Annotated in this window: 22 protein-coding genes, 1 tRNA gene and 1 other RNA gene; 11 read left to right on the top strand and 13 right to left on the bottom strand. The window is 60.8% G+C overall.

The annotated features are described in order from the left end of the window. Positions 1 to 39: 39 nt before the first annotated feature. Both ACFVHU_RS00880 and ACFVHU_RS00875 read right to left on the bottom strand, forming a co-directional pair. Positions 40 to 603, bottom strand: a complete 564-nt coding sequence (locus ACFVHU_RS00880; RefSeq protein WP_105657784.1) for a DapH/DapD/GlmU-related protein — start codon at positions 601 to 603, stop codon at positions 40 to 42. Further along, the gene (locus ACFVHU_RS00875; RefSeq protein ID WP_388021957.1) at positions 593 to 934 is read right to left on the bottom strand and encodes a hypothetical protein; all 342 of its coding nucleotides are present in this window, start codon (positions 932 to 934) and stop codon (positions 593 to 595) included. The genes ACFVHU_RS00880 and ACFVHU_RS00875 overlap by 11 nt, the downstream gene beginning before the upstream one ends. Before the next feature lies 1 nt (position 935). On the opposite strand from ACFVHU_RS00875, the gene ACFVHU_RS00870 reads away from it, so the two are divergent. The 3 genes from ACFVHU_RS00870 (at position 936) to def (ending at position 3,590) form a co-directional block, all read left to right on the top strand. Further along, positions 936 to 1,011: transfer RNA gene (locus ACFVHU_RS00870), tRNA-His, on the top strand. Between the two features lie 833 nt (positions 1,012 to 1,844). Next, entirely contained in the window at positions 1,845 to 2,993 is a 1,149-nt protein-coding gene (locus ACFVHU_RS00865; protein WP_332489259.1) for an acyl-CoA dehydrogenase family protein, read from the top strand. Positions 2,994 to 3,017: 24 nt separating this feature from the next. Continuing rightward, complete coding sequence (def, locus tag ACFVHU_RS00860) at positions 3,018 to 3,590, top strand: peptide deformylase (RefSeq protein ID WP_105657783.1); 573 nt, start codon at positions 3,018 to 3,020, stop codon at positions 3,588 to 3,590. A gap of 12 nt (positions 3,591 to 3,602) precedes the next feature. Here the strand turns inward: def and ACFVHU_RS00855 are convergent, their stop codons facing one another. The 4 genes from ACFVHU_RS00855 to ACFVHU_RS00840 form a co-directional block, all read right to left on the bottom strand. Further along, complete coding sequence (locus ACFVHU_RS00855) at positions 3,603 to 4,649, bottom strand: winged helix DNA-binding domain-containing protein (protein ID WP_388021954.1); 1,047 nt, start codon at positions 4,647 to 4,649, stop codon at positions 3,603 to 3,605. A gap of 322 nt (positions 4,650 to 4,971) precedes the next feature. Beyond that, positions 4,972 to 6,429, bottom strand: coding sequence for a glyceraldehyde-3-phosphate dehydrogenase (locus tag ACFVHU_RS00850; RefSeq protein WP_105657779.1), 1,458 nt, complete (start codon positions 6,427 to 6,429; stop codon positions 4,972 to 4,974). 219 nt (positions 6,430 to 6,648) lie between these two features. Next, an RNA gene (gene rnpB, locus ACFVHU_RS00845) (RNase P RNA component class A) lies at positions 6,649 to 7,004 on the bottom strand. Between the two features lie 72 nt (positions 7,005 to 7,076). After that, complete coding sequence (locus tag ACFVHU_RS00840) at positions 7,077 to 8,519, bottom strand: dihydrolipoyl dehydrogenase family protein (protein ID WP_388021952.1); 1,443 nt, start codon at positions 8,517 to 8,519, stop codon at positions 7,077 to 7,079. 117 nt (positions 8,520 to 8,636) lie between these two features. Between ACFVHU_RS00840 and ACFVHU_RS00835 the strand changes: the two genes are divergently transcribed. Together ACFVHU_RS00835 and ACFVHU_RS00830 are read left to right on the top strand one after the other, a co-directional pair. Further along, positions 8,637 to 9,416, top strand: coding sequence for a YaaA family protein (locus ACFVHU_RS00835; protein WP_388021950.1), 780 nt, complete (start codon positions 8,637 to 8,639; stop codon positions 9,414 to 9,416). Between the two features lie 210 nt (positions 9,417 to 9,626). Continuing rightward, positions 9,627 to 11,906 carry an exo-alpha-sialidase gene (locus ACFVHU_RS00830; RefSeq protein WP_388021948.1) on the top strand — a complete coding sequence of 760 codons (2,280 nt, stop codon included), beginning with the start codon at positions 9,627 to 9,629 and terminating at the stop codon, positions 11,904 to 11,906. A gap of 120 nt (positions 11,907 to 12,026) precedes the next feature. Here ACFVHU_RS00830 and ACFVHU_RS00825 read toward each other — a convergent pair whose 3' ends face one another. After that, positions 12,027 to 12,425, bottom strand: a complete 399-nt coding sequence (locus ACFVHU_RS00825; protein WP_105657776.1) for a VOC family protein — start codon at positions 12,423 to 12,425, stop codon at positions 12,027 to 12,029. Positions 12,426 to 12,437: 12 nt separating this feature from the next. After that, the gene (locus ACFVHU_RS00820; protein WP_105657775.1) at positions 12,438 to 13,391 is read right to left on the bottom strand and encodes a Nif3-like dinuclear metal center hexameric protein; all 954 of its coding nucleotides are present in this window, start codon (positions 13,389 to 13,391) and stop codon (positions 12,438 to 12,440) included. 132 nt (positions 13,392 to 13,523) lie between these two features. Here ACFVHU_RS00820 and msrA point away from each other — a divergent pair, with 132 nt between their 5' ends. The 3 genes from msrA (at position 13,524) to epsC (ending at position 15,841) form a co-directional block, all read left to right on the top strand. Continuing rightward, positions 13,524 to 14,051 carry a peptide-methionine (S)-S-oxide reductase MsrA gene (gene msrA / locus ACFVHU_RS00815; RefSeq protein ID WP_332489255.1) on the top strand — a complete coding sequence of 176 codons (528 nt, stop codon included), beginning with the start codon at positions 13,524 to 13,526 and terminating at the stop codon, positions 14,049 to 14,051. A gap of 127 nt (positions 14,052 to 14,178) precedes the next feature. Further along, the gene (cysK, locus tag ACFVHU_RS00810; protein ID WP_388021945.1) at positions 14,179 to 15,114 is read left to right on the top strand and encodes a cysteine synthase A; all 936 of its coding nucleotides are present in this window, start codon (positions 14,179 to 14,181) and stop codon (positions 15,112 to 15,114) included. Positions 15,115 to 15,256: 142 nt separating this feature from the next. Then, positions 15,257 to 15,841 (top strand): serine O-acetyltransferase EpsC, encoded by a 585-nt coding sequence (gene epsC, locus ACFVHU_RS00805; RefSeq protein ID WP_105657773.1) that lies wholly within the window; start codon positions 15,257 to 15,259, stop codon positions 15,839 to 15,841. A 182-nt stretch (positions 15,842 to 16,023) separates the two neighbouring features. Here the strand turns inward: epsC and ACFVHU_RS00800 are convergent, their stop codons facing one another. Both ACFVHU_RS00800 and ACFVHU_RS00795 read right to left on the bottom strand, forming a co-directional pair. Continuing rightward, positions 16,024 to 17,304: a dicarboxylate/amino acid:cation symporter gene (locus tag ACFVHU_RS00800; protein WP_133833413.1), complete on the bottom strand. Its 1,281-nt coding sequence runs from the start codon at positions 17,302 to 17,304 to the stop codon at positions 16,024 to 16,026. Positions 17,305 to 17,602: 298 nt separating this feature from the next. Then, the gene (locus tag ACFVHU_RS00795; protein ID WP_388021943.1) at positions 17,603 to 18,115 is read right to left on the bottom strand and encodes a hypothetical protein; all 513 of its coding nucleotides are present in this window, start codon (positions 18,113 to 18,115) and stop codon (positions 17,603 to 17,605) included. A 130-nt stretch (positions 18,116 to 18,245) separates the two neighbouring features. On the opposite strand from ACFVHU_RS00795, the gene ACFVHU_RS00790 reads away from it, so the two are divergent. Both ACFVHU_RS00790 and ACFVHU_RS00785 read left to right on the top strand, forming a co-directional pair. Continuing rightward, positions 18,246 to 20,507, top strand: a complete 2,262-nt coding sequence (locus ACFVHU_RS00790; RefSeq protein ID WP_388021941.1) for an ATP-binding cassette domain-containing protein — start codon at positions 18,246 to 18,248, stop codon at positions 20,505 to 20,507. Positions 20,508 to 20,509: 2 nt separating this feature from the next. Further along, the gene (locus ACFVHU_RS00785; protein WP_388021939.1) at positions 20,510 to 21,010 is read left to right on the top strand and encodes a GNAT family N-acetyltransferase; all 501 of its coding nucleotides are present in this window, start codon (positions 20,510 to 20,512) and stop codon (positions 21,008 to 21,010) included. On the opposite strand, the gene ACFVHU_RS00780 is transcribed toward ACFVHU_RS00785, so the two are convergent. The 3 genes from ACFVHU_RS00780 to ACFVHU_RS00770 are packed head-to-tail and all read right to left on the bottom strand — an operon-like array spanning position 21,011 to position 23,058. Beyond that, on the bottom strand, positions 21,011 to 21,544 hold the full coding sequence (locus ACFVHU_RS00780) for a hypothetical protein (protein WP_388021937.1): 534 nt from the start codon (positions 21,542 to 21,544) through the stop codon (positions 21,011 to 21,013). A 59-nt stretch (positions 21,545 to 21,603) separates the two neighbouring features. Next, positions 21,604 to 22,614: an NADP-dependent oxidoreductase gene (locus tag ACFVHU_RS00775; protein ID WP_388021935.1), complete on the bottom strand. Its 1,011-nt coding sequence runs from the start codon at positions 22,612 to 22,614 to the stop codon at positions 21,604 to 21,606. 51 nt (positions 22,615 to 22,665) lie between these two features. After that, a complete protein-coding gene (locus ACFVHU_RS00770) occupies positions 22,666 to 23,058 on the bottom strand; it encodes a DUF1304 domain-containing protein (protein WP_388021933.1) in 393 nt (130 codons plus the stop codon). A gap of 92 nt (positions 23,059 to 23,150) precedes the next feature. Between ACFVHU_RS00770 and ACFVHU_RS00765 the strand changes: the two genes are divergently transcribed. Beyond that, positions 23,151 to 23,729, top strand: a complete 579-nt coding sequence (locus ACFVHU_RS00765) for a TetR/AcrR family transcriptional regulator (protein ID WP_388021931.1) — start codon at positions 23,151 to 23,153, stop codon at positions 23,727 to 23,729. The last annotated feature ends 163 nt before the right edge of the window (positions 23,730 to 23,892 follow it).

Genomic DNA, 23,892 nt, shown 5'->3' with positions numbered 1-23,892 from the left:
CGCCTGGCAACGCCGCCGCTCAGCTGACGAGCCGCAGAATTAGACCGTGCGCACCACCCTGGCTGGCGAGCCAACCACAACAGCGCCGGCAGGTACGTCTTTCGTTACGACCGCGGCGGCAGCGACAACTGCGTTCTCGCCGATCGTGACACCGGAAAGTATGGTCGCGTTCGCGCCAATCCAGACGTTGCGCCCAATGATCACTGGAGCCGGAATCATATCCGCCCGCCGAGCAGGTTCAAGATCGTGATTAAGTGTTGCCACAACGACGTTGTGCCCAATCAAGCACTCATCCCCGATACTGATGCCGCCTTGGTCCTGGAATTTGCAGCCAGCATTGATGAAGACGTTTTTCCCCAGTTCGATATTGCGGCCAAACTCCGAGTTGAACGGCGGGAATAGCACCACCGAGTCGTCAACGTTCGTTCCGGTCAGCTGCCGCAGCAAATCCCGCACTTGCCCTGGGCTGCGGTAGCCGTCGTTCAGCTCCGCGCAAATGCGCAGCGCGTCCTGGCTTGTGCTATGCATGAGCGCATGCAGCGGCGAACCGGCGGTAATTCTCTGGCCAGCATTCAAGGCTTCCAGAAGATCGTCAATGCCCAAGAATTCCCCCCATCATCAATTCTTCACGGTGGCTCAAACTATATCGGCTTCCACCGTCGATGCCTAGCATCGTCGGGCCCTGCACCTGCAGCAAAGCATTTCCCGCAAGTACTGCTGGCAAAGGCGTGATCACGGCACGGGGATCCATCTCATGAGGCAGTTCAGCGGCGAGCAACAGCCCCACGGCCATGAATAATGAGCATCCCGTCACAATCCCGGAAATGGCTCCATGCGAATTGGTATTTCCGGCCTGGATACGTGTATAGTATTTCTCGTTGCCCGGTACGAGATCATGAGCACTACAGCTTCTGACTAGTAACGAAGTAGACATGGTGGGTATAGCTCAGTCGGTAGAGCGTCTGGTTGTGGTCCAGAAGGTCGCGGGTTCAAACCCCGTTACTCACCCCAGATCGAAAGACCTGGTTCGGAATGGAAATTCCGAACCAGGTCTTTTCTCGTTTCCGACGCCTTGAAGCGCAATCAGCAAGGCACCGGGCCTCGTTGATTCCAGACCGAACATCTGGAATCCAGAGGCACTCGCCACCAGTCCCCGCCAGCGAATCCGACACGGCGTTCAGCATCGCGCCGCTAGCCGCCAACCCGCCTTCACACCGCCGGCAATGGCCACCGCATGGAACCACCAGATGCCCAGGCACCCTGCCGACGCCGAAAAGATCGCTTCCATGGCACAGGTCGGGCGCCTCGACGCGATCGCACGCAACCCTGCCAGCAGTCTCGAAACAAACAGATTCCATCAAGCGGCAACCGGGTCGATTTCGCGTGGAGTGATCCGCAACCCGCGGGACAGTCCAGAGTTGCATCATTGGCACTGCGCGCCCCTGCATAACGAGCCACTTGCCTCCCCTAGGCCCCTATTCGAAGTATCACTGTCTCCGGTGAAGCCAACGCCATCACGCACGGATGCCGGTTGCAGATTCGTCGCCGACAGGACCGATTGAACAGGCAGTTCGAACCTGCCGGCGAGCGCAGTGCTGCCCGGATGCGGTGTTAAGTCATATTTCGGTGGCTAGGAACACGGATTCGAAACTATGTTCGAATGCGTTGTGTTTTGGGGTCTACCCCCGTGTTTTTCGAGACTTTTTGCGTTATCTAGTGACTTGAATCGTTGTTTGCCCTGGCGAATAGGCACGCATTGGCCTGAGCGACCATAATGGATGATGTACTTCGGCAAGCCAGTGAGCTTTATGCCTTCGTTCCATCCACCGAAAGGTACTCCCCCTGTGAAACGCGCGCTCTTTGAAGAGGACCACGAGCAGTTCCGTGAACTGGCTACGGAATTCAACGCCCGGGAGATTTCCGGTAAATACGCTCAGTGGGAAAAGGATCATCAGATCCCCCGCGAGGTGTGGCAGTCTGCCGGTGAAAACGGCCTGCTGGGTCTTGCAGTGCCTGAGCAGTTCGGTGGCATGGGCATCGATGATTACCGCTTCCGTGTAGTGCTTGATGAGCAGCTCGTGCGTTCGGGGCATCTGTCCGTAGCCTTGGCCTTCCACCTGCACGACGACCTGGTGCTGCCGTACCTGCTCTCCTACGGCTCTGCCGAGCTCAAGGCCAAGTGGCTTCCACGCATGGTCGATGGCTCCACCATTACCTCCTGCGCGTTTACCGAGCCTGGCGCTGGGTCTGACCTGCGCGCGGTGCGCACCAAGGCAGTCCGCGATGGCGATGACTGGCTGATTAGCGGCCAGAAGACTTTCATCGGCAATGCTGCGTTTGGCGATGCCGCTCTGGTGCTTGCGCGCACCGATGGCGAAAGCGGACGGGCGGGCGAGCAGTCATTCTCGCTGTTCATGGTCGAGCGTTCCGAGGGGTACACCAACGGCAGCCCCTTCGACAAGATTGGGCTGCGGGCTTCTGATACCGCTGAGCTGTTCTTCGACGATGTCCGCGTCTCAGCTGCAGATCTTGTTGGCGAGGCTGGACAGGGCCTGGCCCATGTCAAGGCGCAGCTTCCCCAGGCCCGTCTGGCTATTGCCGTGGCTGCCTCGGCGATCTGCACCGCGTCCTTCGAGCAGGCGCTGGAGCATGCGAAGAACCGCTCGACCTTTGGCCAGGCGCTGACCGAGTACCAGAACACCCGTTTCGAACTGGCTAACCTGAAGACTGAGGCGCATGTCACCCAGAGCTTCGTGGACCGGGCCGTCCTGGCATTCAACGACGGCGAGCTGGATCCTTCCGAGGCTGCCGAGGTCAAGCTTTGGGCTAGTGAGAGCGCTAAAAAGCTTTCCGATCAGGCATTGCAGCTGCATGGCGGCTATGGCTACATCATGGAGTACCCGATTGCCCAGTCCTTCACTGCCTCCCGCTTGCTGACCATCTTTGGTGGCACAAGCGAGATCATGCGTGAAACTATTGGACGAGCACTCTAAGCACTTTTGAAAGGAACCGATCACGTGCCTATTCGGCAGATCACTGTTTACGGAGAACCTGTACTTCACAAGCGTGCGGTGGAGGTCACCGAGTTTGATGGCGCCTTGCGCGAGCTCGTTGCCGATATGCACCTCACCATGGATGAAGCGCATGGCGTGGGCCTGGCGGCTCCGCAGATCGGTTTGGGCCTGCGCATGTTCACCTACGTCTTCGCGGACCAGGACGATGCTCCCGAGCGGGGCGTAGTGATCAACCCCAAGCTGACGCTTTCAAAGGTGTCGCAGGCTCCCGCAGATGCTGATGACGACTCCGAGGGCTGCTTGTCCGTGCCCGGGTTGAACTACCCGCTGCAGCGTGCCGACTATGCGAAGGTGGAGGGTTTCGACGAGTTCGGCAATCCGATCTCTTTCGAAGCGCACGGCTGGTTCGCGCGCATCATGCAGCACGAGTACGACCACCTTGATGGCTACCTCTACGTGGACAAGTTGCAGCCACGCTGGGAGAAGAAGTGGAAGAAGGCCAAGAAGGCTCTGGGTTGGGGCGTGCCTGGCAACACCTGGTTGCCGGGTACCGATGAGGATCCATTCGGCCACTAGGCCTCCCGCCGCCTACCGGGCAGTCTTGAAGTCCAGATACCGCTGATGCAGCGCCGCACCGATTTTGCCGGTGGGCGCTGTTTCTGCGTTCCAGAGCTTCGAAGCCCTGCCTTGTTCTAGCCAGAAGGGCAGGAACATGCCGTTCTTGCCGGGCAGGATCTGCGCAGCCATCTGCTCGTCGGCTACCAGCGTGCGATTCGCGTAGCCCAGGTAGTACTCGTCAAAGGGACCGAGCAGGCGCAGTGGCAGCCCGGTGGGCTCCATCGCTTCAAGCTCCCGGTGGGCGCGGCTGCCGGCGATGACCCAGTAGCCCTCCCCGCGCTCATCGCTTCCTGCGCTGGACAGCAAGCCGCCGAGTGCTTCTGCGGCGGTTCTCATGGTGGTCAGCGTCTGTCCCGTGTACCAGGCTGCGTCGCGAAGGGTAGCTGGCCCATGCGAGTGCAGGTACCGGCGCAAGAGTTGCGCCAACGGATCTCCTGGTTCCCGGTGACTTGCAATCCATTCATCCACGAGCACGAAGTCCTGCGCGATGAGTTTCGCGTCTTGTGGAATGGGCCCCTGGCAGATCAACCCGTCCAGGACGAGGACCTGCAGGATAACCAGTCCTCGCTGCTGGCCGGTCTCCATTCCATTCTGGTTCAGTGCCTTGAAGAGCGCGGAGCGGCTGGCTTGCCCGTGCTCCTGCAGATGCGCGCTGATGATGCCAGCTGCCTGGTCAATGTCCTGGGTGCCGATCTGCAGTCCCCGCATCCGTGTGGCCGAGGAGCGCAAGGTGCGTTCACGTGTTGCGCGAGTCATCCAGCGCGCATCTTCGGCCAAGCAGATATGCAGCGTGCCCCGCATGGTCCATGACCGCACGAGCCGGCCTTCGCTGAAGAGCGCATCGACTTGCTGGCGGGATTCTTGCGCTGCGGAGCGCTGAGCCAGCGCGTAGCGTCCTGCAGCGAAGTCCTGGGACTGGAACGCGAGCATGTGTTCTGCGGCCTGCAGTACGGATTCTGCCGGCTCCAGTAGCAGCTGGCTCGCCATGCGCGCCGCCAGCGTCCGGGTACTGTCCATTAACCAACCTCGATCCAATGCTTGATGGCCTAAAGCCTAGCAGTGCGGGGGTCCAGAGATGCCCGCGAAGCGGCGCACCTGCAGCCGCCGTTGACGCAGGGACGGCGCAGGCTCAAGCGGACCTCCACGCCCGGATGCGCGCAAAGGTCGAGACCTGCCTGGACTTTGCTGGAGAGGTGCTGGCCAGGTACTGGTTCTCGTTGGCCCCCTGGACCCGGAAGGTCCTTTGGAGGGCTTCGTGCCACCCGGATGGAATAGCAAAAGGGACCATCCCAGCGCGCAATGCGTTGGGATGGTCCCTTCAGCTGCAAGCAGCGAGGTCCTAGGCGGTGACGGCTTCAGCCTTCACTGCAGGCACTGCAGCCGGGTGGGTGCCGGCCATCGATTCGATGACGCGCACAACCTGGCAGGAGTAGCCGAACTCGTTGTCGTACCAAACGTAGACGACAGCGTTCTTGCCGGACACGATAGTGGCCAGGCCGTCAACGATGCCGGCGCGGCGCGAGCCGACGAAGTCGGTGGAGACAACCTCAGGCGAATCGATGTAGTCGATCTGCTTGTGCAGGCTGGAGGTCAGCGAGGTTTCACGCAGGTAGGCGTTGAGCTCTTCCTTGGTGGTCCCGTTCTCCAGATTCAGGTTCAAGATCGCCATGGAGACATCCGGGGTCGGTACGCGGATGGCGTTGCCGGTCAGCTTGCCTTCGAACTCCGGCAGGGCCTTGGCCACTGCCTTGGCGGCACCGGTTTCGGTGATCACCATGTTCAGCGCTGCCGAACGGCCGCGGCGCTCGCCCTTGTGGAAGTTGTCGATCAGGTTCTGGTCGTTGGTGAACGAGTGAACGGTCTCGACGTGCCCGTGGGTGACACCGAACTTGTCGTTCAGGGCCTTGAGCACTGGGGTGATGGCGTTGGTGGTGCACGAGGCAGCGGTGACGATCTTGTCTTCTGCGGTGATCCACGAATCGTTGATGCCGTGGACGATGTTCTTCAGATCGCCCTTGCCCGGTGCGGTCAGCAGGACGCGGGAAACGCCCTTGGCGGCCAGGTGCTGGGACAGGCCGGCCTCATCGCGCCAGCGGCCGGTGTTGTCCACCACGATGGCGTTGTCGATGCCGTGCTCGGTGTAGTCGACGGTGGTCGGGTCATTCGAGTAGATGACCTTGATCAGGGTGCCGTTGGCGAGGATGGTGCTGTTTTCCTCGTCGACCGTGATCGAGCCTTCGAAGCGGCCGTGCACCGAGTCGCGGCGCAGCAGCGAAGCGCGCTTGACGATGTCGTCATCCGAGCCCTTGCGGACCACGATGGCGCGCAGGCGCAGGCCGTAGCCGCCACGCTCGATCAGGATGCGGGCCAGCAGGCGTCCGATGCGGCCGAAGCCGTAGAGGACAACGTCCTGGGGTTCAGCGTCGGTTGCGCCGGCCTGGCCAACCTTCTCGCCCAATTCATCGGCCAGGAAGGCGTTCAGATCAGCGGAACCGGATTCCTTGAACTTCTTGTTCACGCGGCCGAGGTCAACTGCTACCGAACCGACGTTCAGGGCCTCGATGGCATCCAGGATGGCCTTGGTGTCGTTCAGGTCGAGCTCTTCGCCATCGATGCGGCGCACTACGCGGTGGGCCTTGATGATGTCGATGGCGGACTGGTTGATCAGCTTGCGGCCGTAGACGGAGGTCACCACATTATTCTTGCGGTACAGACGTCCGATCAGTGGGATCATGGCCTCGGCGAGCTCTTCGCGCCCGCTCCATTCTTGCTGGGCAACGACAGACTGCTGGGTCACAGAAAATCCTTCCAATTCAGCCGACTCGCAGATCCATAAAGTCGGTTGGCACCGTGGGAAGCACCATTGCTTTTGCGGTGGCACGAGGTAACAGGATCATCCTCGTAAGTACATGATCCATTCTAGACCGTGCGCAGAAAAACTGAGGATCGGGGACTGTGAATCATCTCACCAGCGCACTAAGGGCTGATGCCGGCGCAATCGCAGGAAGGAAGAGTGTGAATGGGATGGCCGATACGCCGGGTTTTGTCGCGCCGAAGCGGGACGGTCATCTATCTACGACTGCCGTTGCCGGCAGCCTCTAGCGGTCCACCCGACTGCATGGGGCGAACAGCCCTCATAACGCAGTCTGTCTGACCTTGCTCCGAGTGGGGTTTACCTAGCCACCCCAATCACTTGGGGTGCTGGTGGTCTCTTACACCACCGTTTCACCCTTACCAGGAAAACCTGGCGGTCTATTTTCTGTGGCACTAGCCTGCGGGTTACCCCGAGTGGGCGTTACCCACCACCCTGTTCTGCGGAGCCCGGACGTTCCTCGGGGCAATTGCTTGCCACGCAACCGTCTGGCCATCCCATTCACTACCAGTCTAATGCGTTGGGCGCGGCCTGCGGACCACTTCCGAACGCTGATTCGATCACAGCCGGCTTCACCCGAACCGCTGCGCCTCAAGCAACCGCAACCAGATTTCGCTGATCGTCGGATAGGCGGGGACCGCATGCCACAGCCGGTCCAGGCTGACCTCGCCGACAATCGCAATGGTGGCCGCATGCAGCAGTTCCGCGGCATCCTGGCCGGCGAAAGTGGCGCCGACGATCACCGAACGCGCCTGGTCTATCACCAGCTTGGCCCGCCCGGAATACCCGTCGGCGTGCAGGCTCGCCCCGGCCACCGCACCCAGATCGTGCTCGAGAACCGAGATCTGCAAACCCGCGTCGCGGGCCTGGCGTTCGGTGAGTCCGACCGCGGCGATCTGCGGATCGCTGAAGACCACGCGCGGCACCGCATGGTGGTCCGCCGTGGCCGCATGCCTGCCCCAAGGCGCATCGAGAACCCCGGTTCCATTGATCCTCGCGGCAATGGCCTCGCCCGCGGCCCTGGCCTGGTACTTGCCCTGGTGGGTCAGCGGGCTGCGCCCGCTGGCATCCCCCACGGCGTAGAGCCAGTCGGTGCCCGCCACGAGCATCGTGTCATCGACCTGCAGCCGCCGGGACGGATCCACCCCGAGTGCTTCGAGTCCCAGGTTCCCGATCTCCGGCCGCCGCCCGGTGGAGACCAGCACTTCCTCGGCTTCCAGGAGGGATCCTCCGGGCAGCTGGAGGCCGGCTATCCCGCGCTCATCGCGGTGGACCTGCAACGGCGTGGTGTCCTGGTGCACCACTACCCCGGCCTCGGCCAGCGACTGGGCCACCAGCTCGCCGGCGAACGGCTCTTCGCGGCCCAGCAGCTGACCGCGGGCAAGGATGGTGACCTTGGATCCGAGGGAGGCGAAGGCGAATGCCAGCTCCACCCCGGCAACTCCGCCACCGATGATGGCCAGCCTCGGCGGGATCGCCTTGGCCGCAGTGGCTTCCCGGGTGCCCCACGGCCTGGCTTCAGCCAAACCCTCGATCCCAGGCAGAACCGGAGTGGAGCCGGTGGCCAGGACTACGGCCCGGGCGCAGTACTCCCGGCCCTCCACCTGCACCAGGCCGCGCCCGGAAAGCCGCGCCCGCCCGCGGATCAACTCGATGCCGGCCGAGCGCAGCCACTGTTCCTGCCCGGCGTCATCCCAGTTGCTGGTGAAGGCATCACGCCGCGCGAGCACCGCCTCGGGATCCAGCGCACCAGTCACCGCTTCGCGGGCACCGGGAACCCGGCGTGCCGCGCGCAGCGCATCGCCGCTGCGCAACAGGGCCTTGGAAGGCATGCATGCCCAGTACGAGCATTCCCCGCCCACCAGCTCGGATTCGACGATGGCCGCCTTCAGGCCCTGCCGGGTGGCATAGTCGGCAGCGTTCTCCCCGGCCGGCCCGGCGCCGATCACGATCACGTCGAAATCGCAGTGCTGCCCGGAGGCAGTTTGGCTAGCTCTTGAGATCTGCTGGGGCATGTTTTGTCCTTGCTCTGCGTGAAGCGCTGCTGGGTCGTGGGTTCAGCCTAGCCAGATCTGCGCTGCGGGTACATGCCCTGGGCAGAAGATCAGGTGAACTCCGATAAGCTGGAAAGCGTGCTTATTTTGTTGCCGCCTTCCGAAGGCAAGACCGCCCACGCCGAAGGTTCTCCATTCGAAATCGAGGATCTGTCTTTTCCGGAGCTTTCCGGGGAACGCCGCCTGGTGCTTGACGCCCTTGCTGAAGTCTCAGCACGCGAAGATGCCATGGACCTGCTGGGAGTCGGAGCGTCGCTGGCCAAGGAAGTAGCGCGGAATATCAATCTGCACACCGAGCCCGCAGCCAAGGCGCACGATATCTACTCGGGCGTGCTCTTCGAGGCCCTGGACTACGCGAGCCTGGGCGAAGCGGCGCAGCGGCGCGCCGATGAATCCATCATCGTGATCTCCGCCCTGTGGGGTGCCGTGCGTTTTGGCGATCGCATTCCGCCCTACCGCCTATCCATGTCGGTCAAGCTCGAGCCGCTGGGCAAGCTGGCCACCTGGTGGAAGAAGCGCCTGGCTCCGGTGCTGGATGCGGTGGCCGGCGACCAGCTGATCGTTGACGCGCGGTCGAGCACCTATGCGGCCGCCTACAAGCCGGCCAATGGCAACACCGTTGCGGTCAACGTCTTCCAGATGCGCAATGGGACCCCGAAGGTGGTCTCGCACTTTGCCAAGCACACCCGTGGCGAGGTCGCCGGTTTCCTGGTCCAGCAACCGGTCGCACCGGAAAACCCTGGAGAATTGCTCGAACTGGTCCAGACCAAGTGGGAAGCGTCCCTCATCGAAGACAAGAAGGGCTTGGCGCTGAACATCCTGCTGCCGGAAGACCACCAGTTCACCACCGCCAAATAGCCCAATCAGGATTTGCAGTCCACTACCCCTCCGGCGTTGCCACGCGAAGAATCCTGACTGCAACCGCCGGCCTCGCAGCACCCCGGGCTTCGTTATTCCATGCAGACCCCTTCCAAATGTGATGCAGTTCACTTAGGCTTCACGTATGACATCCTACGTCATACGTCCTTCCTGATTACAGGATCCCACTCACCTGCGAGGAACTGGCCCATGCGAATTCGCTCTAGGCTTCATCATGGAAAAACCCTGGCGGCTGCCATCGCCATCTCCCTAGCCATCCCCGTCATCAGCGCCCACGGGGCGCTGGCGGCAAGCACGTTGGACGAAGCTGATCCCGGTGCACCTCCCGGAAACTTCTCCGAGATCAATCTGGGTTCCGACCGCACTGCCCAGAACTTCTTCTACCGCATTCCGGCGATGGCCCATCTGGGCAATGGCGTTATCATCGCTGCCTGGGATGCCCGCCCCGGCAGCGCCGCCGACGCTCCGAATCCAAACAGCATCGTGCAACGCAAGAGCACCGACAACGGTGCCACATGGGGCGCGATGACCACCATCGCCGCCGGCTTCCCCGGCTCCGCTGACGAAGGAAAATACGGCTATTCCGACCCAAGCTACGTGGTGGATGAAGAGGTGGGGAAGGTATTCGCCTTCTTCGTCTATTCAAAGGATCAAGGTTTCCATGGCAGCACCTGGGGTCACGATGACGGGAACCGCCAGGTCATCAGCGCCGCGGTGGTCGAGTCCACTGATGACGGTGCTACCTGGAGCAAGCCACGGTTGATCACCGATGTGGTCAAGCCCGGCGACCACGCAGTACCCGGAGCGGTCCGCTCCACCTTTGCCACCTCTGGCCAAGGAATCCAGCTCACTCGCGGTGAATACGCCGGCCGCTTGGTACAGCAATATGCCGGTGATGTCATGCAAGCCGATGGATCGCGGGCTATCCAAGCCTATTCGGTGTACTCGGATGACCACGGGGCTACCTGGCAGCGTGGCGAATTCACCGGGAAAGCCATGGACGAGAACAAGGTCGTTGAGCTTTCCGATGGACGCTTGCTGCTCAACTCCCGCGATAACAGCGGCGGCGGCTACCGCAAGGTCGCAATTTCGTCCGATGGCGGCCACAGCTATTCATCGGTCACTCAGGACAGGAACCTGCCTGACCCCACCAATAATGCCCACATCACGCAGATGTTCCCCGATGCCGAAATCAACAGCAGCCAGGCCAAGAAGCTGCTATACACCGGAGCCAACTCGCAAGCCTCCCGCTCCAACGTCTCGGCGAGGATCTCCTGCGATGACGGCAAGACCTGGCCGGGGCTTCGCACGATCCGCCGAGGGTTGTCTGCCTATTCGGTGGCAGGTGCGCTCGATGGGGGCAAGTTCGGTGTGTTCTACGAGGCCGGCTATACCGACAGCATGCAATTCGCATCCTTTGATGAAGAGTGGCTGAATTACGTTTGCGCCCCAATGCAAGCCAGCACATTCAAAGCCGATGCTGGAACGACCGTGGACGTGCCGGTCACCATCACCAACCAGGAAGCCCAAACCATTTCGGGAACCATAGACATCGGTGCATCGAACCTGTTCAATGCGGCAGCTACCCAGGTCACCGATCTTGCATCGGGCCAGAGCACCACCGTTAACGTGCCCATAACCATTGCGGCGACAGCTCTCGGCGTCCAATCATTGCAGCTGCAGTTCACGAGTGCGTCCGGAAGCACTTCGCAGGCCACCATCGCAGCTCAGGTGGCCGGCCAAGAAGTCACCGGCATCGAGGTAGTCGGCCAGCGCGGCGATGCGAGCCGCGACCTGGCAGCAGATCCCTACGCGGTGGGTGAAAAGGTGCCATACAGTTTCCGCGTGAGCAACATCGGCAATATCAATCAATGGGTAGTTCCCGCAGAAGGCAATTTCTCACCGTTTGCTGCCAAGCCGGTAGGCGAATCCAGTCCAGCAGGGAATTGCCGCTACTCAAACCTCGGTGCTGACAAGTCCTACACCTGCGCAACTCCGCGCCACGAGGTGACGGATCAGGAAATAGCGGACGGTTATTTCGTTCCTCAGACCCGCTGGACTTCAGGCCGCATCGGCGAATACACCAGCGTTGTGGATGAATACACCGTTACCGGCGAGGAAGTAGATCTGCTGGATCGCCAACCGGCCTTCAGCGTTGAAGTATCCCAGCCGGCAGTAGCGGACCGTCCGGGGAACTCCTCTTCGAGGGCCGGCGCTTGGGTCAACTTCGAGGTGACTGTCACCAATACAGGCAACGTGCGATTGACCGATCTAGAAGGACCGGGGTTCAGCGTCGTCGAATTGGCGGCCGGGCAGTCAAGGACTGCAACCATCAGCAGATTGCTAACCAGCCTGGAAATCTCAGAAGGAAAACTGACCAAGGGTTCGTTGCTTGCAACTGCCAGCAACGGGCACAGAGAAGTTGAAGCCGAGTATTCGCTGGCCGAGGTGAAGCTGGCGGAGCGCTAGGGCCTCGTAAAAGTGCGCGAGGAGGCCGCGGCAGATCTATCCGGCTGCTGCCAGCACCCTGAAGAAAGCAACCGGTGCGATCCGGGATTGGGTATTTCCTGGATCGCACCGGTTGCTGGTTCACACTTCAGCTTGTGTCAGGGCCGCTACTAGCTCAATCTCGAAACCGGCAGCATCTTCCAAATACGCCGCGTAGTGCTTTGGTCCCCCGGCGTACGGGTGCAGCTCCGGGAACATCAGGGTGAACCCGTGATCCAGCGCCTGGGCAGCCAACGTTTCCACCGCCTGCCTGGTTCCAGCATGGAAAGCCAAATGGTTCAGCCCGGGAGCCAGGCGGTCATGCCGTTGCCTTTTGGCATCCGGTCCGGATTCCAGGACTATATAGAATCCATCGCGGGCATAGCTGATGCCATCAGCCCATTGGGAATCCACTACATAGCCAAGGCGAGTGAGCAGCCAGCCCAGGGAAGCTGTACTGGCTGCCAAATCCTCAACCCATATTTCCAGATGATGCAGCATGGAACTCACTGACTACGGAGTCAGCACGAAGTCCCATGGATCGGAATTCACTTGGGAAACCTCGATCTCCACGGTGTGGCCAAGATCGTTGAGCACATTGCCCAGGGCGCGGGCACCAGCCGACAGCCAGACCCATTCCGAAGCGAAGTGGGAGACATCGATCAGGTAAGGGAACCCGCCGTTGGCAGCTTCGCGTGCTTCGCTTGCCGGGTGGTGACGCAGATCAGCAGTCACGTAGACATCGGCCTGGTGCGAGCGCACCGCGTCAAACAGGGAATCGCCGGCACCGCCGCAAAGGGCGACCTTCCGGATGATGCCTGTACGGTCTCCGGCGACACGAACACCGCCAGCCACCGCTGGGAGCACGGTGTAAACGCGTTCAGCGAAATCCTCGAGCTTCATCGGCTTCTCCAAGAAGCCCACCCGCCCCAAGCCTTCTTCTGGCAGTCCATCCTTGGACTCGATCAACGGCACGCAGTCCTTCAGCCCGAAGGCATCGGCGAGGGCGTCGTTGACTCCCCCGATGGCGCTGTCGGCATTGGTGTGCGCCGTAAGCAATGCGGTTCCGGATTCGATCAGGCGGTGAATGGCTTCGCCCTTGAAATTGGTGGCGGCAACCTGGGTGACTCCGCGCAGGAGCAATGGGTGGTGAGTGATCAGCAGATCGGCCCCACGCTCGATTGCATCCTCGATCACCTCCAGCGTTGGATCAACAGCCATCACGATCTTGGAAATCTGCTGGCTGGTACGTCCGGTCACCAAGCCAACGGCATCCCAATCTTCGGCCAATGATTTTGGCCAAAGTTCCTCAGCTGCTTCAAGGACGTTACCCAAGGTGGTCTGCGGAACCGAGGTGTCTTCCACCGGTTGCTCAGGCGTTTCTCCGGTAACGGGCTTGAGCGTCGAGGCATCCAGGGAATCGCTGCTCTTCCCCAGGTCTTGCGAGTTATCTGCCTTGCTCTGCATACCCACCACCCTACGCGGTGGGTATGGGGATGGAACAGAATGCAACGCCGCAACGTTGTGAACTGTGTGAGTATTCCCAGCCTTCAGTCCCCTCATCAATTCAGCCCGTTCCTGGAAGTCCAGGACACCAAGTTGAGCACCTTCGTACTAGCCGGCGGTTGCTTCTGGTGCTTGGATGCCGTGTACCAGCGAACGCGTGGCGTCCACGCCGTGATTTCCGGATACATCGGTGGCCACACCAAGGATCCGGCCTACCGCGAAGTCTGCAGCGGCACCACCGGCCATGCCGAAGGTGTCGCCGTGATCTTTGATCCGCAAGTGGTTCCGGCCGAAGTCATCTTGGACATGTTCTTTACCGTGCACGACCCGACCACGCTGAACCGCCAGGGCTACGATGTGGGCACGCAGTACCGCTCGGCGATGTTCCCGCTCGATGACCAGCAGCGTGGCCTCTTCCAGGACGCCATCGAGAAGTTCTCGCGCGTATACCCCAATCCGATCGTCACTACGCTCGAAGAGTCCAAAGATTTCTATCCTGCCGAGCAAATCCACCAGGATTATTACTCCGAAAACCAGGAAGTCGGCTATTGCCGCGTGATTATCGATCCAAAGATCGCAAAAGTCAGGAAATATTACGCTCAATGGCTAAACGAAGCCTAGTCGCGCTTTTGGCCTACTAGGGTTAGTTGTGAACCTCATAGGTGTCCGGCGGTTACGCCAGATTCCGGCAATTATTTCGCCGCAACCAACTGCGGCCGCATAGACTCACGTAAGGATTGCATACAAGATGGGCAAGATCTACAACAACGTCACCGAAGTCGTCGGCAACACCCCGCTGGTGAAGCTGAACCGCGTCGGCGAGGGCCTGCCAGGGAACATCGCTGTGAAGCTGGAATTCTACAACCCGGCGAACTCCGTCAAGGACCGCATCGGCGTGGCCATCGTTGATGCAGCCGAGGCCTCTGGTGCGTTGAAGCCAGGCGGCACCATCGTTGAGGGCACTTCGGGCAACACCGGCATCGCACTGGCGATGGTCGGTGCGGCCCGCGGCTACAAGGTCATCTTGACCATGCCTGAAACCATGTCCACCGAGCGCCGTGTGATGCTGCGCGCTTTCGGCGCCGAGATCGTGCTGACCCCGGGCGCCGACGGCATGCGCGGGGCTGTGGAGAAGGCCAAGGAAATTGTTGCGACTTCCGAGAACGCTATCTGGGCGCAGCAGTTCGCCAACACCGCGAACCCGCAGGTCCACGCGGAGACCACCGGTCCGGAGATCTGGTCTGATACCGAGGGCACGATCGATGTCCTGGTTGCCGGCATCGGTACCGGTGGCACTATCACCGGTGCAGGCCGCTACCTGAAGGAAAAGAACCCAAACCTGAAGATCGTGGCCGTTGAGCCCAAGGATTCCCCGATCCTCAATGGCGGAAAGCCCGGCCCGCACAAGATCCAGGGATTGGGAGCGAACTTCATCCCCGAGGTGCTCGACACCGAGCTGTACGACGAAGTCCTGGATGCCAGCATCGAGGATTCGGTATCGACCGCTCGCGCGCTGGGCGTCAAGGAAGGCATCCTCGGCGGCATCTCCGCTGGCGCAGCCGTTTGGGGTGCGGTACAGATCGCCGCGCGTGAAGAGAACGCCGGCAAGCAGATCGTTGCGATCATCCCGGACTTCGGTGAGCGCTACATCTCCACCCTGCTCTTCGACGACATCCGCGGCTAAGTCAATTTGCAGAAGCAGAATAAATCGGCGCGAGCCACTGTTGGGTCTATAGAGAGACCTGTATCGGTGCAGCTCGCGCCGATTTGCTGTGTGACATCTGCGGATTGTCCCCGAGCGAACCGCAACCCCTAAGGTAGTATTCATGAGTTTTTTCTCCCGCCTGCGTGAGGATTTGGCCAACGCACGCCAGCACGATCCGGCAGCGCGAAGCGATCCGGAAAACTTCTTCGTGTATTCCGGACTGCACGCGATCTGGCTGCACCGGTTGGCTCACAAGATGTGGCAGAACCCCTCGCTGAAGTGGCCAGCGCGTTTGCTATCCCAGGCGAACCGCGCCCTGACCGGGATCGAGATCCATCCCGGCGCCACCATTGGCCGCCGCTTCTTCATCGACCACGGCATGGGCATCGTCATTGGCGAGACTGCCGAAATCGGCGATGACGTCATGCTGTACCACGGGGTGACCCTTGGCGGCCGTTCACTGGCCAAGGTCAAGCGCCACCCGACCATCGGTGACCGCGTGGTCATCGGTGCCGGAGCCAAGGTGCTCGGCCCGATCGTCATCGGCGCCGATTCCGCCATCGGTGCGAACGCCGTGGTCGTCAAGGATGCCCCCGAAGGCTCGATTGTCACCGGAATCCCCGCACAGAACCGTCCGCGCAGGCCTGAAGAACGCAAGCCTGCTGTAGACCCGGCCGAGTACATCGACCCGGCCATGTGGATCTAGTTCTATTCCTCCTGCCACTGCGGCAGAGCAAACCCGCCCAGCGCACGGACCGGCCACGGTCCGCCTGCTGGGCGGGTTTTCGCTTTCGCCCCGATCCTTGCGGGCAAAGCAAAACATCGATGCCCGGTGCCACTGCGAGTCTGGTACCGGGCATCGATGCCTCTGCGAGTGATGGAAGCCGCTTAGGCCAGCTTGTGCTCACCTGATTCGCTGCCATCGGCCAACTCAACGATCTCAGCCTCGGGATCCTGGGGCTGGGCGCCGAGCTTGCCACGGGTCAGCTTGTGCATGATCATGGCCAGCGCGCCGTCACCGGTCACGTTGGTTGCGGTGCCGAAGCTATCCAGGGCAATGTAGGCTGCGAACATCAGGCCGACTTCGACCTCGCCGAAGCCCAGCATCTGTGCGAGCAGTCCGGCAGCGGCGGCGATAGCGCCACCTGGCACGCCTGGTGCTGCAATCATCATGACGCCGAGCATCAGGATGAATGGGAAGTAGGTGCCGAAGGAAACGTCGCCACCGGTCAGCAGGAGCACTGCGATGGAGAAGCAGGTGATCTTGACCATCGAGCCTGAAAGGTGGATGGTGGCGCACAGCGGGACGACGAAGCCGGCTACCGTGTCGGAAACACCATTTTTCTTGGCTGATTCCAGCGTCACCGGAATGGTTGCAGCCGAGGATGAGGTACCCAAGGCGGTGAAGTAGGCATTGCGCATGCCCCACAGTGCGGCCAGCGGGTTGCGCTTGTTCATCGCCCCAGCGATGGAGTACTGCACCAGCAGGACAACCAGGGTCAGTGCGAAGGAGACCACGGCGACGAAGAGGAACTTCTGCACTACGGTGACGGCGTCCCCGGCAGCGGACAGATCCAGGAAGATTCCGAAGATGAACAGCGGCAACGCGGGAACAATCACACGGCGGATCACCATCTCGATAATGCTGCGGAACTCCACTGTCCCACGGAAGATCACGGTGGATCGGAAGGCCGTCAGGCCCAGGCCCAGCATGAATGCCAGAACCAGTGCAGTCATGACGCCCATCAGCGGAGTCAGCACGATTTCGGTTGCCGCTTCGCCCGCACTGCCGACCAGGGAAATATACGGTTCGAAACCTGATCCTTCGCCTGCGCCAACTTCCTCGACGCCGCCGCCGGAAAGCGACTTGGTGAATAGCCAACGGCTCACGAAGTACGCGAGCAGTCCCGCGCACAGGGTGGAGGTGTAGGCGATAACCGCGGTGATGCCCAACCACTTTCCTGCGCCCTTGCCGAGTTCAGCGATAGCCGGTGCCACCAAGCCGAAGATGATCAACGGCACGATGAACCCAAGGAATCCGGAGAAGATCGAGTTGTAGGTCAGGAATACGCTTCCTAGCCACACCGGCATAACCGGGCCAAGCAGAATACCCAGCAGGATGGCAACGAGCACCCAGCCAAGCAGTGGGATAGATTTCAGCAGCTTCATGAATGTCCTTTAAACGGTTAGGGATCGGAGCGCACTGTTGGACGGGCCACAAGTGTGTCGTGGCGCACGCCTCAATCATGATAGACGTAATTTTTGTTACACCGAAATCCTGTGAATGGATTGAGTGTTACGAGAATACGCCCTTCTGCCGAATATTCTCTACCGTAAATCGCAACACGCTCAATCAGGTTCGATCCCTGGTGCAGCAGGGGTTCGTGAGTTGAATATTCGGCGATTTTAACGGCAGCAAGGCGGGTCTGCCCCATTAAGCAGTCTCGCCCTGGCTTGGATTCATTGACTATTCGAAGTTCGCTTCGACCACGCCTTGTTCTTGGCCCTGGCCCACCACCTGGCTTTGCACGCGCAGGTTGAGCACGGATCCGTCATCGGCATTTTCATAACTCACGAAGACCGAACCGGCTCCGGCATCGCTGCCCGTTTGCGACCAGTTCGGTCCGCCCGCCGCCGAATGCCCGGTGAGCAAGGCGACCACCTGATCGGTGGCCAGCTGTTGCATCTGCGCTTCATTTCCATTGCCCCAAGCGACGACCAGGGCATCTGCATACTCGGTAGCGCTCGATGGGAGCTTGCCCAGCTCTTGGCCTCCGACAGTTCCAGATTGCTCCGACTCCCCGGCATCCCCGGGAGAGGATGCCGTTGGCGATGCGGACTGCGTTGGGCTGGCTTCAGGAGTTGACGGCTCCTGGCTTGCGGTGCCACCTGCAGTGCTGCCGCAACCGGCGAGCGCGAGGCAGCCGGCCAGTGCCGCCACCGAGCTGAGCTTGAGTAGTTTCCTAGTTCTATCCGGCATGGATTTCTCCGCTCTCGCAGGGGGTCGCTGATTCCTTGTGGGTTCGATACTCCACCGGAATCGGCAGCGTTTGCAAGTCCGCCGCCCTCCAGCAGGTGTCGGTTGGGGCATTTCTCAGTAGGCTTGGGGCATGAGCCAGCACCCTGCCGATAGCCATGACACCATTCGAGTACGCCAAGCCCGGGAAAACAACTTGCGAGGTGTTGACGTCGATATTCCAAAACGGCGCATTACCGCGTTTACCGGTGTTTCCGGTTCCGGCAAGTCCTCCCTGGTGTTCGGCACGATTGCTGCAGAGTCCCAGCGCCTGATCAATGAAACGTATACGACCTTCATCCAGAGCTTCATGCCCTCGATGCCCCGGCCTGATGTAGAAGTGCTGGAAAACCTCTCCACGGCCATCGTGGTCGACCAGGAACGCATGGGCGCGAATTCGCGTTCTACCGTGGGCACGGCGACCGACGCCTACTCGCTCTTGCGCGTTCTGTATTCGCGTTATTCCACTCCGAGCGCCGGCGGCGCTGGCGCGTACTCGTTTAATCTCGGCCAGGGCGCGTGCCCGGTCTGCGAGGGTTTCGGCACCGAGGCGAGCATCGACCTTGATGAGCTGCTGGATTGGGACAAGTCGCTGAACGAGGGAGCCATCAAGGCGCCGAACTTTGCCCCGGATTCCTGGCTGTGGCAGACGCTGACTGCCGGCACGCAGGCAGATCTGGACATGAAGCTCAGGGACATGCCCAGTGCCATGCTTGACCGCTTGCTCCACGAGGAAGCAGGCAAGGTCAAGCTCAATGGTGCCAACATGAGCTACTCCGGGTTGGTCACGCGCATCAAGTCCAACTACATCCATTCGGGCAGGGAGATCAAGCAAGCCCATATTCGTGCCTGGATCGAACGCATCTCCACCACCGCACCGTGCTCTGCCTGCGCCGGATCACGGCTCGGCCAGGCCGCTCGCGCTTCGAAGATCAATTCCTTGGGAATCGCGGACATGACGGCACTGCAGGTTTCCGAGCTGCTCGAAACCCTGGAGAAGATCCAGATTCCGGATGCAGCGCCGTTGACCACCAATTTGAAGGCCGTGCTCAAATCCATGGTGGATTTGGGGTTGGGCTACCTGTCCCTTGACCGTCCGGCGGGGACCCTTTCGGGCGGCGAAGCCCAGCGCGTGAAGATGATCCGGCATCTTGGATCAGCGCTCAGTGATGTCACGTTTGTCTTCGACGAGCCCACCGTTGGATTGCATCCACATGACATCCAGCGGATGAACGGGTTGCTGGCTAGCCTTCGGGACAAGGGCAATACCGTGCTGGTGGTGGAGCACAAGCCAGAGGTCATTGGCATCGCGGACCACGTGATCGACTTGGGCCCGGGCGCTGGTACCCATGGCGGCACCATTTGCTACAGCGGTCCAGTGGACGGCCTGCTGTCCAGCGATACGCTGACCGGAAAGCACTTCACCACGCGTGCTGCGCTCAATGCGAACCCGCGCGAGGCACAGGGGTCCATGCAAGTGCGCAGTGCCTCCTTGCACAACCTGAAGAATGTTTCCGTGGATATCCCTACCGGCATGATGTGCGCAATCACCGGTGTCGCCGGTTCCGGGAAATCCACGCTGATCCATTCGACAATCGCCAAACGTGATGACGTGGCGGTGGTGGACCAAACCGCCATCCGAGGCTCCCGGCGTTCGAACCCGGCCACCTATACCGGGATCATGGATCCGATCCGTGCGGCATTTGCTAAAGCCAACGGCGTGAAGCCTGCCCTGTTCAGCGCCAATTCGGCCGGAGCGTGCCCGGGGTGCAGCGGTGTCGGATACACCTATACGGATTTGGCTTCCATGGCTGGAGTGGCCTTGCCTTGCGAGCAGTGCGGCGGCAAGCGATTCACCGCTGATGTGCTGGAATACACCCTGGATGGGTTGAACATTGCCGAAGTCCTGGACTTGAGCATGGAAGAAGCATTGGAGCAGCTCAAAGTGCCCAAGGCGAAGGCCGTGCTCGAACGCCTGAACCAGGTGGGGCTGGGATACCTGAAACTGGGACAGCGGCTGAACACGCTTTCTGGCGGCGAACGGCAGCGAATCAAGCTGGCTATCCATTTAGGCCAGGGCGCCGGTACCTACATCCTGGACGAGCCAACCACAGGATTGCACATGGCTGACGTGCAGAACCTGCTGCGCCTGCTGGACGAGATGGTTGATGAAGGCAATACCGTCGTGGTCATCGAGCATCATCTGGCGGTGGTTGCCCACTGCGATTGGGTCATTGACTTGGGTCCCGGGGCAGGGCACGAGGGAGGAAGCATTGTCTTCGAAGGGACCCCGGCTGACCTTGCCGCCTCCGGCACGCTGACCGGAGTTCATCTGTCCGACTACATCAAGGGATAGGAATGGCCCAGAAGCTCAGGAAACCGCTGCCTGCCGACGCGCAGGAGCTTGCCAAGCTGCATGTCGAATGCTGGAAAGAAACCTACACGCAGCTGCTGCCGGATGGATTCTTCGACCCTGCCCACAGTCAGCAGCGGCTGCGCATGTGGGACAGGGTTCTGGAGGACCCGAATCCGCTCTTCAGGATTTCGGTGGCGGAAAGTGAGGACGGGAAGCTTGTCGGATTCGCGTTCTCTGCATCACCCATGGGGAATATCGACGGGATACCGGAGAACGTCTCTCGCCAGCTGTACAACCTGTATGTGCTGGAAGACTCCCATGGCGACGGAACAGGGCAGGCGCTGCTGGATGCAGTCCTTGGCGATGAGCCGGCCGTGCTGTGGGTGGCGGCCCAGAATCCGCGTGCCATCCGATTCTACGAACGCAACGGATTCGCCTTCGACGGCGTGAGCGAGGTCGACCCGGCTGCTCCGAAAATTACCGACGCAAGAATGATCCGGTAGCTAGCAAGCGGAGAGAATCCCGACGATCTCCGGGTCGCTCCCACGACCCAGTTTCGCGTCGATTTCCAGCACCAGCTGAGCCTGGCGAATCAGTGTGCCGTATTCAGGGCCAGGATCGGGGGTCGCGCGGATTCCAGTGGCGCTGAGTTGGCGCGATTTGTCCATGGCCAGCTCCTTGAGCACATCACGGATCAAGGCCAAATCCTCTGGCTGCACCGCCCAGCTATCCCTATGGCCACGAAGCCAGGATTTGCGCCGCGCCCCCTCCAAGCCTTCGGGCAGCTCGCCGACGCCTTGCAGGTGGTCGAGCATCGAGGTACCGACATTCTGCTCGGTGATGTCTTGGGACAGGCACCGGTCGATGGCGTACTGGACACGCAGCAACCATTGCCCGGCGGTATCCAGTTTCGAGCGCAGCCGCAGTGTCCGCAAGGCGAGAACAACGCCTGCGGTCGCGATGAGTACTGTCAAAAGCGGGACGAGCGAGAGCAGGATCCCCAGCCCCGCGCCCCAGCTACCACCATAACCGTTCATGCTCCGATCCTAGCCCTTGAATCGGGGGGCGGACCGGAGCAATCCTCGGGTTGGCAGAACTAGATGCGTACCAGCATCTTGCCGGTGTTCGCACCGCGCATCATGCCAAGGAAGGCGTCCACGGTATTCTCAATGCCGTCAACGATCGTCTCGTCGTAGGCGATCTTGCCTTCGGAGAACCACTTGCCCATGCGCTCGCCGAACTCCGGGGCGAGGTCAAGGTAGCTGGAGAGGGTGAATCCCTGCAGTTTCAGGCCGCGGGTGATCAAGTTGGCCATGTTCTGCGGGCCCGGAGTCGACTCAGTGGTGTTGTAGCTGGCGATAGCGCCGCACAGGGCAGCACGACCGCCATCGTTGAACGCTGCCAGGGCGGCTTCGAGGTGGTCCCCGCCCACGTTGTCGAAGAAGACATCGATGCCTTCCGGGGCTGCGGCGGCCAGCTGCCCGCGGACATCGCCATCCTTGTAGTTGAAGGCGGCATCGTAGCCGTACTTGCTGGTCAGCAGTTCAACCTTCTCCGCACTGCCAGCCGAGCCGATGACGCGCTTGGCACCCATGAGCTTGGCGATCTGCCCGGCAGCCGTACCCACGGCACCTGCAGCGCCGGAGACGAAGACGGTCTCGCCCTCGGCAAGATTGGCGACTGCGCTCAGGCCTACATAGGCGGTCAAGCCGGTCATTCCCAAGATGTGCAGGCGCAGCGACGAGGAAACGCCGGGCAGATCAGGTGCGGACTTGAAATTGGCAGAGTCGGCTTGCACGGTGTCAGACCAGCCCAGCTGATGCTGGACCAGGGTACCTGCCGGGAACGCTTCGTCCGCGGTCTCGATGACACGGCCAATGGCGCCGCCGAGGATCTGCTCGCCAATCTTGAATGGCGGGATGTAGGAACGGGTGTCATTCATGCGTCCGCGCATGTACGGGTCCACGGAAATGAACTCGTTGCGCACCCGGGTTTCACCGGTCTTCAGCTCCGGCAGCTCAACGGTCTGGACGGTGAAGTTCTCCTGCGTTGGCCAACCGGACGGACGGGAGGCGAGCAGGATCTGCGTGCTGGTTGCTTCAGTCATGGTTACCAGTTCTTTCAATTCTCGGTGATATTGGAAACTCTCGGTGTCGTTCTAGTTGCCCAGCGCCAGGCCGAGGACCAGCAGCGCAACTGACAGCAGCGGGAAAATCCCCTGCTTGACGGCCAGCTTGGATTTGCCCGGGCTCCCCAGTGCCAGCACCAACGCAGCGGCCAGCATGGAGCCGGCTCCGGTGAAGACCAAGGTGGCACCCACAGCCAAGTGGCCCATGCCCAAGGCAATCACCCCGGCAAGTGCGGCAACCGCCAGGAAGAGGTTGTAGAACCCCTGATTGAAGGCCATTTCGCGCGTTGCTTCTGCTTCAGCCTCGCTGGTCTTGAACAAAGCGCGGGTTTTTCCAGTGGTCCAGGTGATGGACTCCATCCAGAAGATGTAGACGTGGAGCAGGGCAGCGGCGGTTGCGAAGATCTGCGCGGCGATGATCATGGCTTGTCCTTGGTGTTGGGAAGGCAACTATTCTGTAACGACCATTTCAATATATACTGGAATGGTCGTTACGAAAAGAGGAGGTGGGTGTGATGGCGCGTACATCTGCATTCGACAAGGAAACGGCTATCCAGAACGCCCGCTCGGTGTTCTGGTCCAAGGGCTTCGAGGCCACGTCCATTCCCGAACTTGAAAATGCCACCGGCCTGAGCCGTTCAAGCATCTACAACTCCTTTGGTTCCAAGCGCGGCCTGTTCGACGCAGTGGTAGACAGCTACTTGAACGAAATTGTGCGCCCACGACTGAAACCTCTGCTTACTGAAGATGTCTCCTCAAGCGCATTAGAAAATTACCTGAGCTCTTTGGCGGAGGTTTTTTCCAAGCCAGAATCCCTGCCGGCAACCCACGGGTGCTTGCTCATCAACACCGCCAGCGCTCCCCTAGCAGCGGAATCGGAAGTCGCTTCCGTGATCAGCAGCTACCGCAACGAACTTCATAATGGGCTCAGTGCAGGCCTTGGCGCAGCCCACCCGGAATTGAGCCCCAGCCGACACCTGCTTTTGGCCGATACCATCACCGGATTAGTCATTGCCGCCTTCACTCTTGTGCGCATCGCACCTGCCGAAGCTATTCGCCTTCTGGTCTGCGCTGAGAAACTGATCGCCGAATAACTAGGCTTACCCGCGAGACAATATAAGTTTTCTTGCCACCGCCTAAAATATGATCCGTTAGGGCAATTTCGCGCTATCCGACAACTGTGTCCTCGATAGCAGAATTCACGAAAGACCATCCGCCAGACCTCGCAAATTACAGCACTAACCCTTCTTCGCCTCG

The sequence above is a fragment of the Glutamicibacter sp. NPDC127525 genome, assembly GCF_042672105.1.
Lineage (GTDB): Bacteria > Actinomycetota > Actinomycetes > Actinomycetales > Micrococcaceae > Glutamicibacter.
Note: the sequence above shows the minus strand (reverse complement) of the source record. Positions and strands in the feature narration are given on the sequence as shown.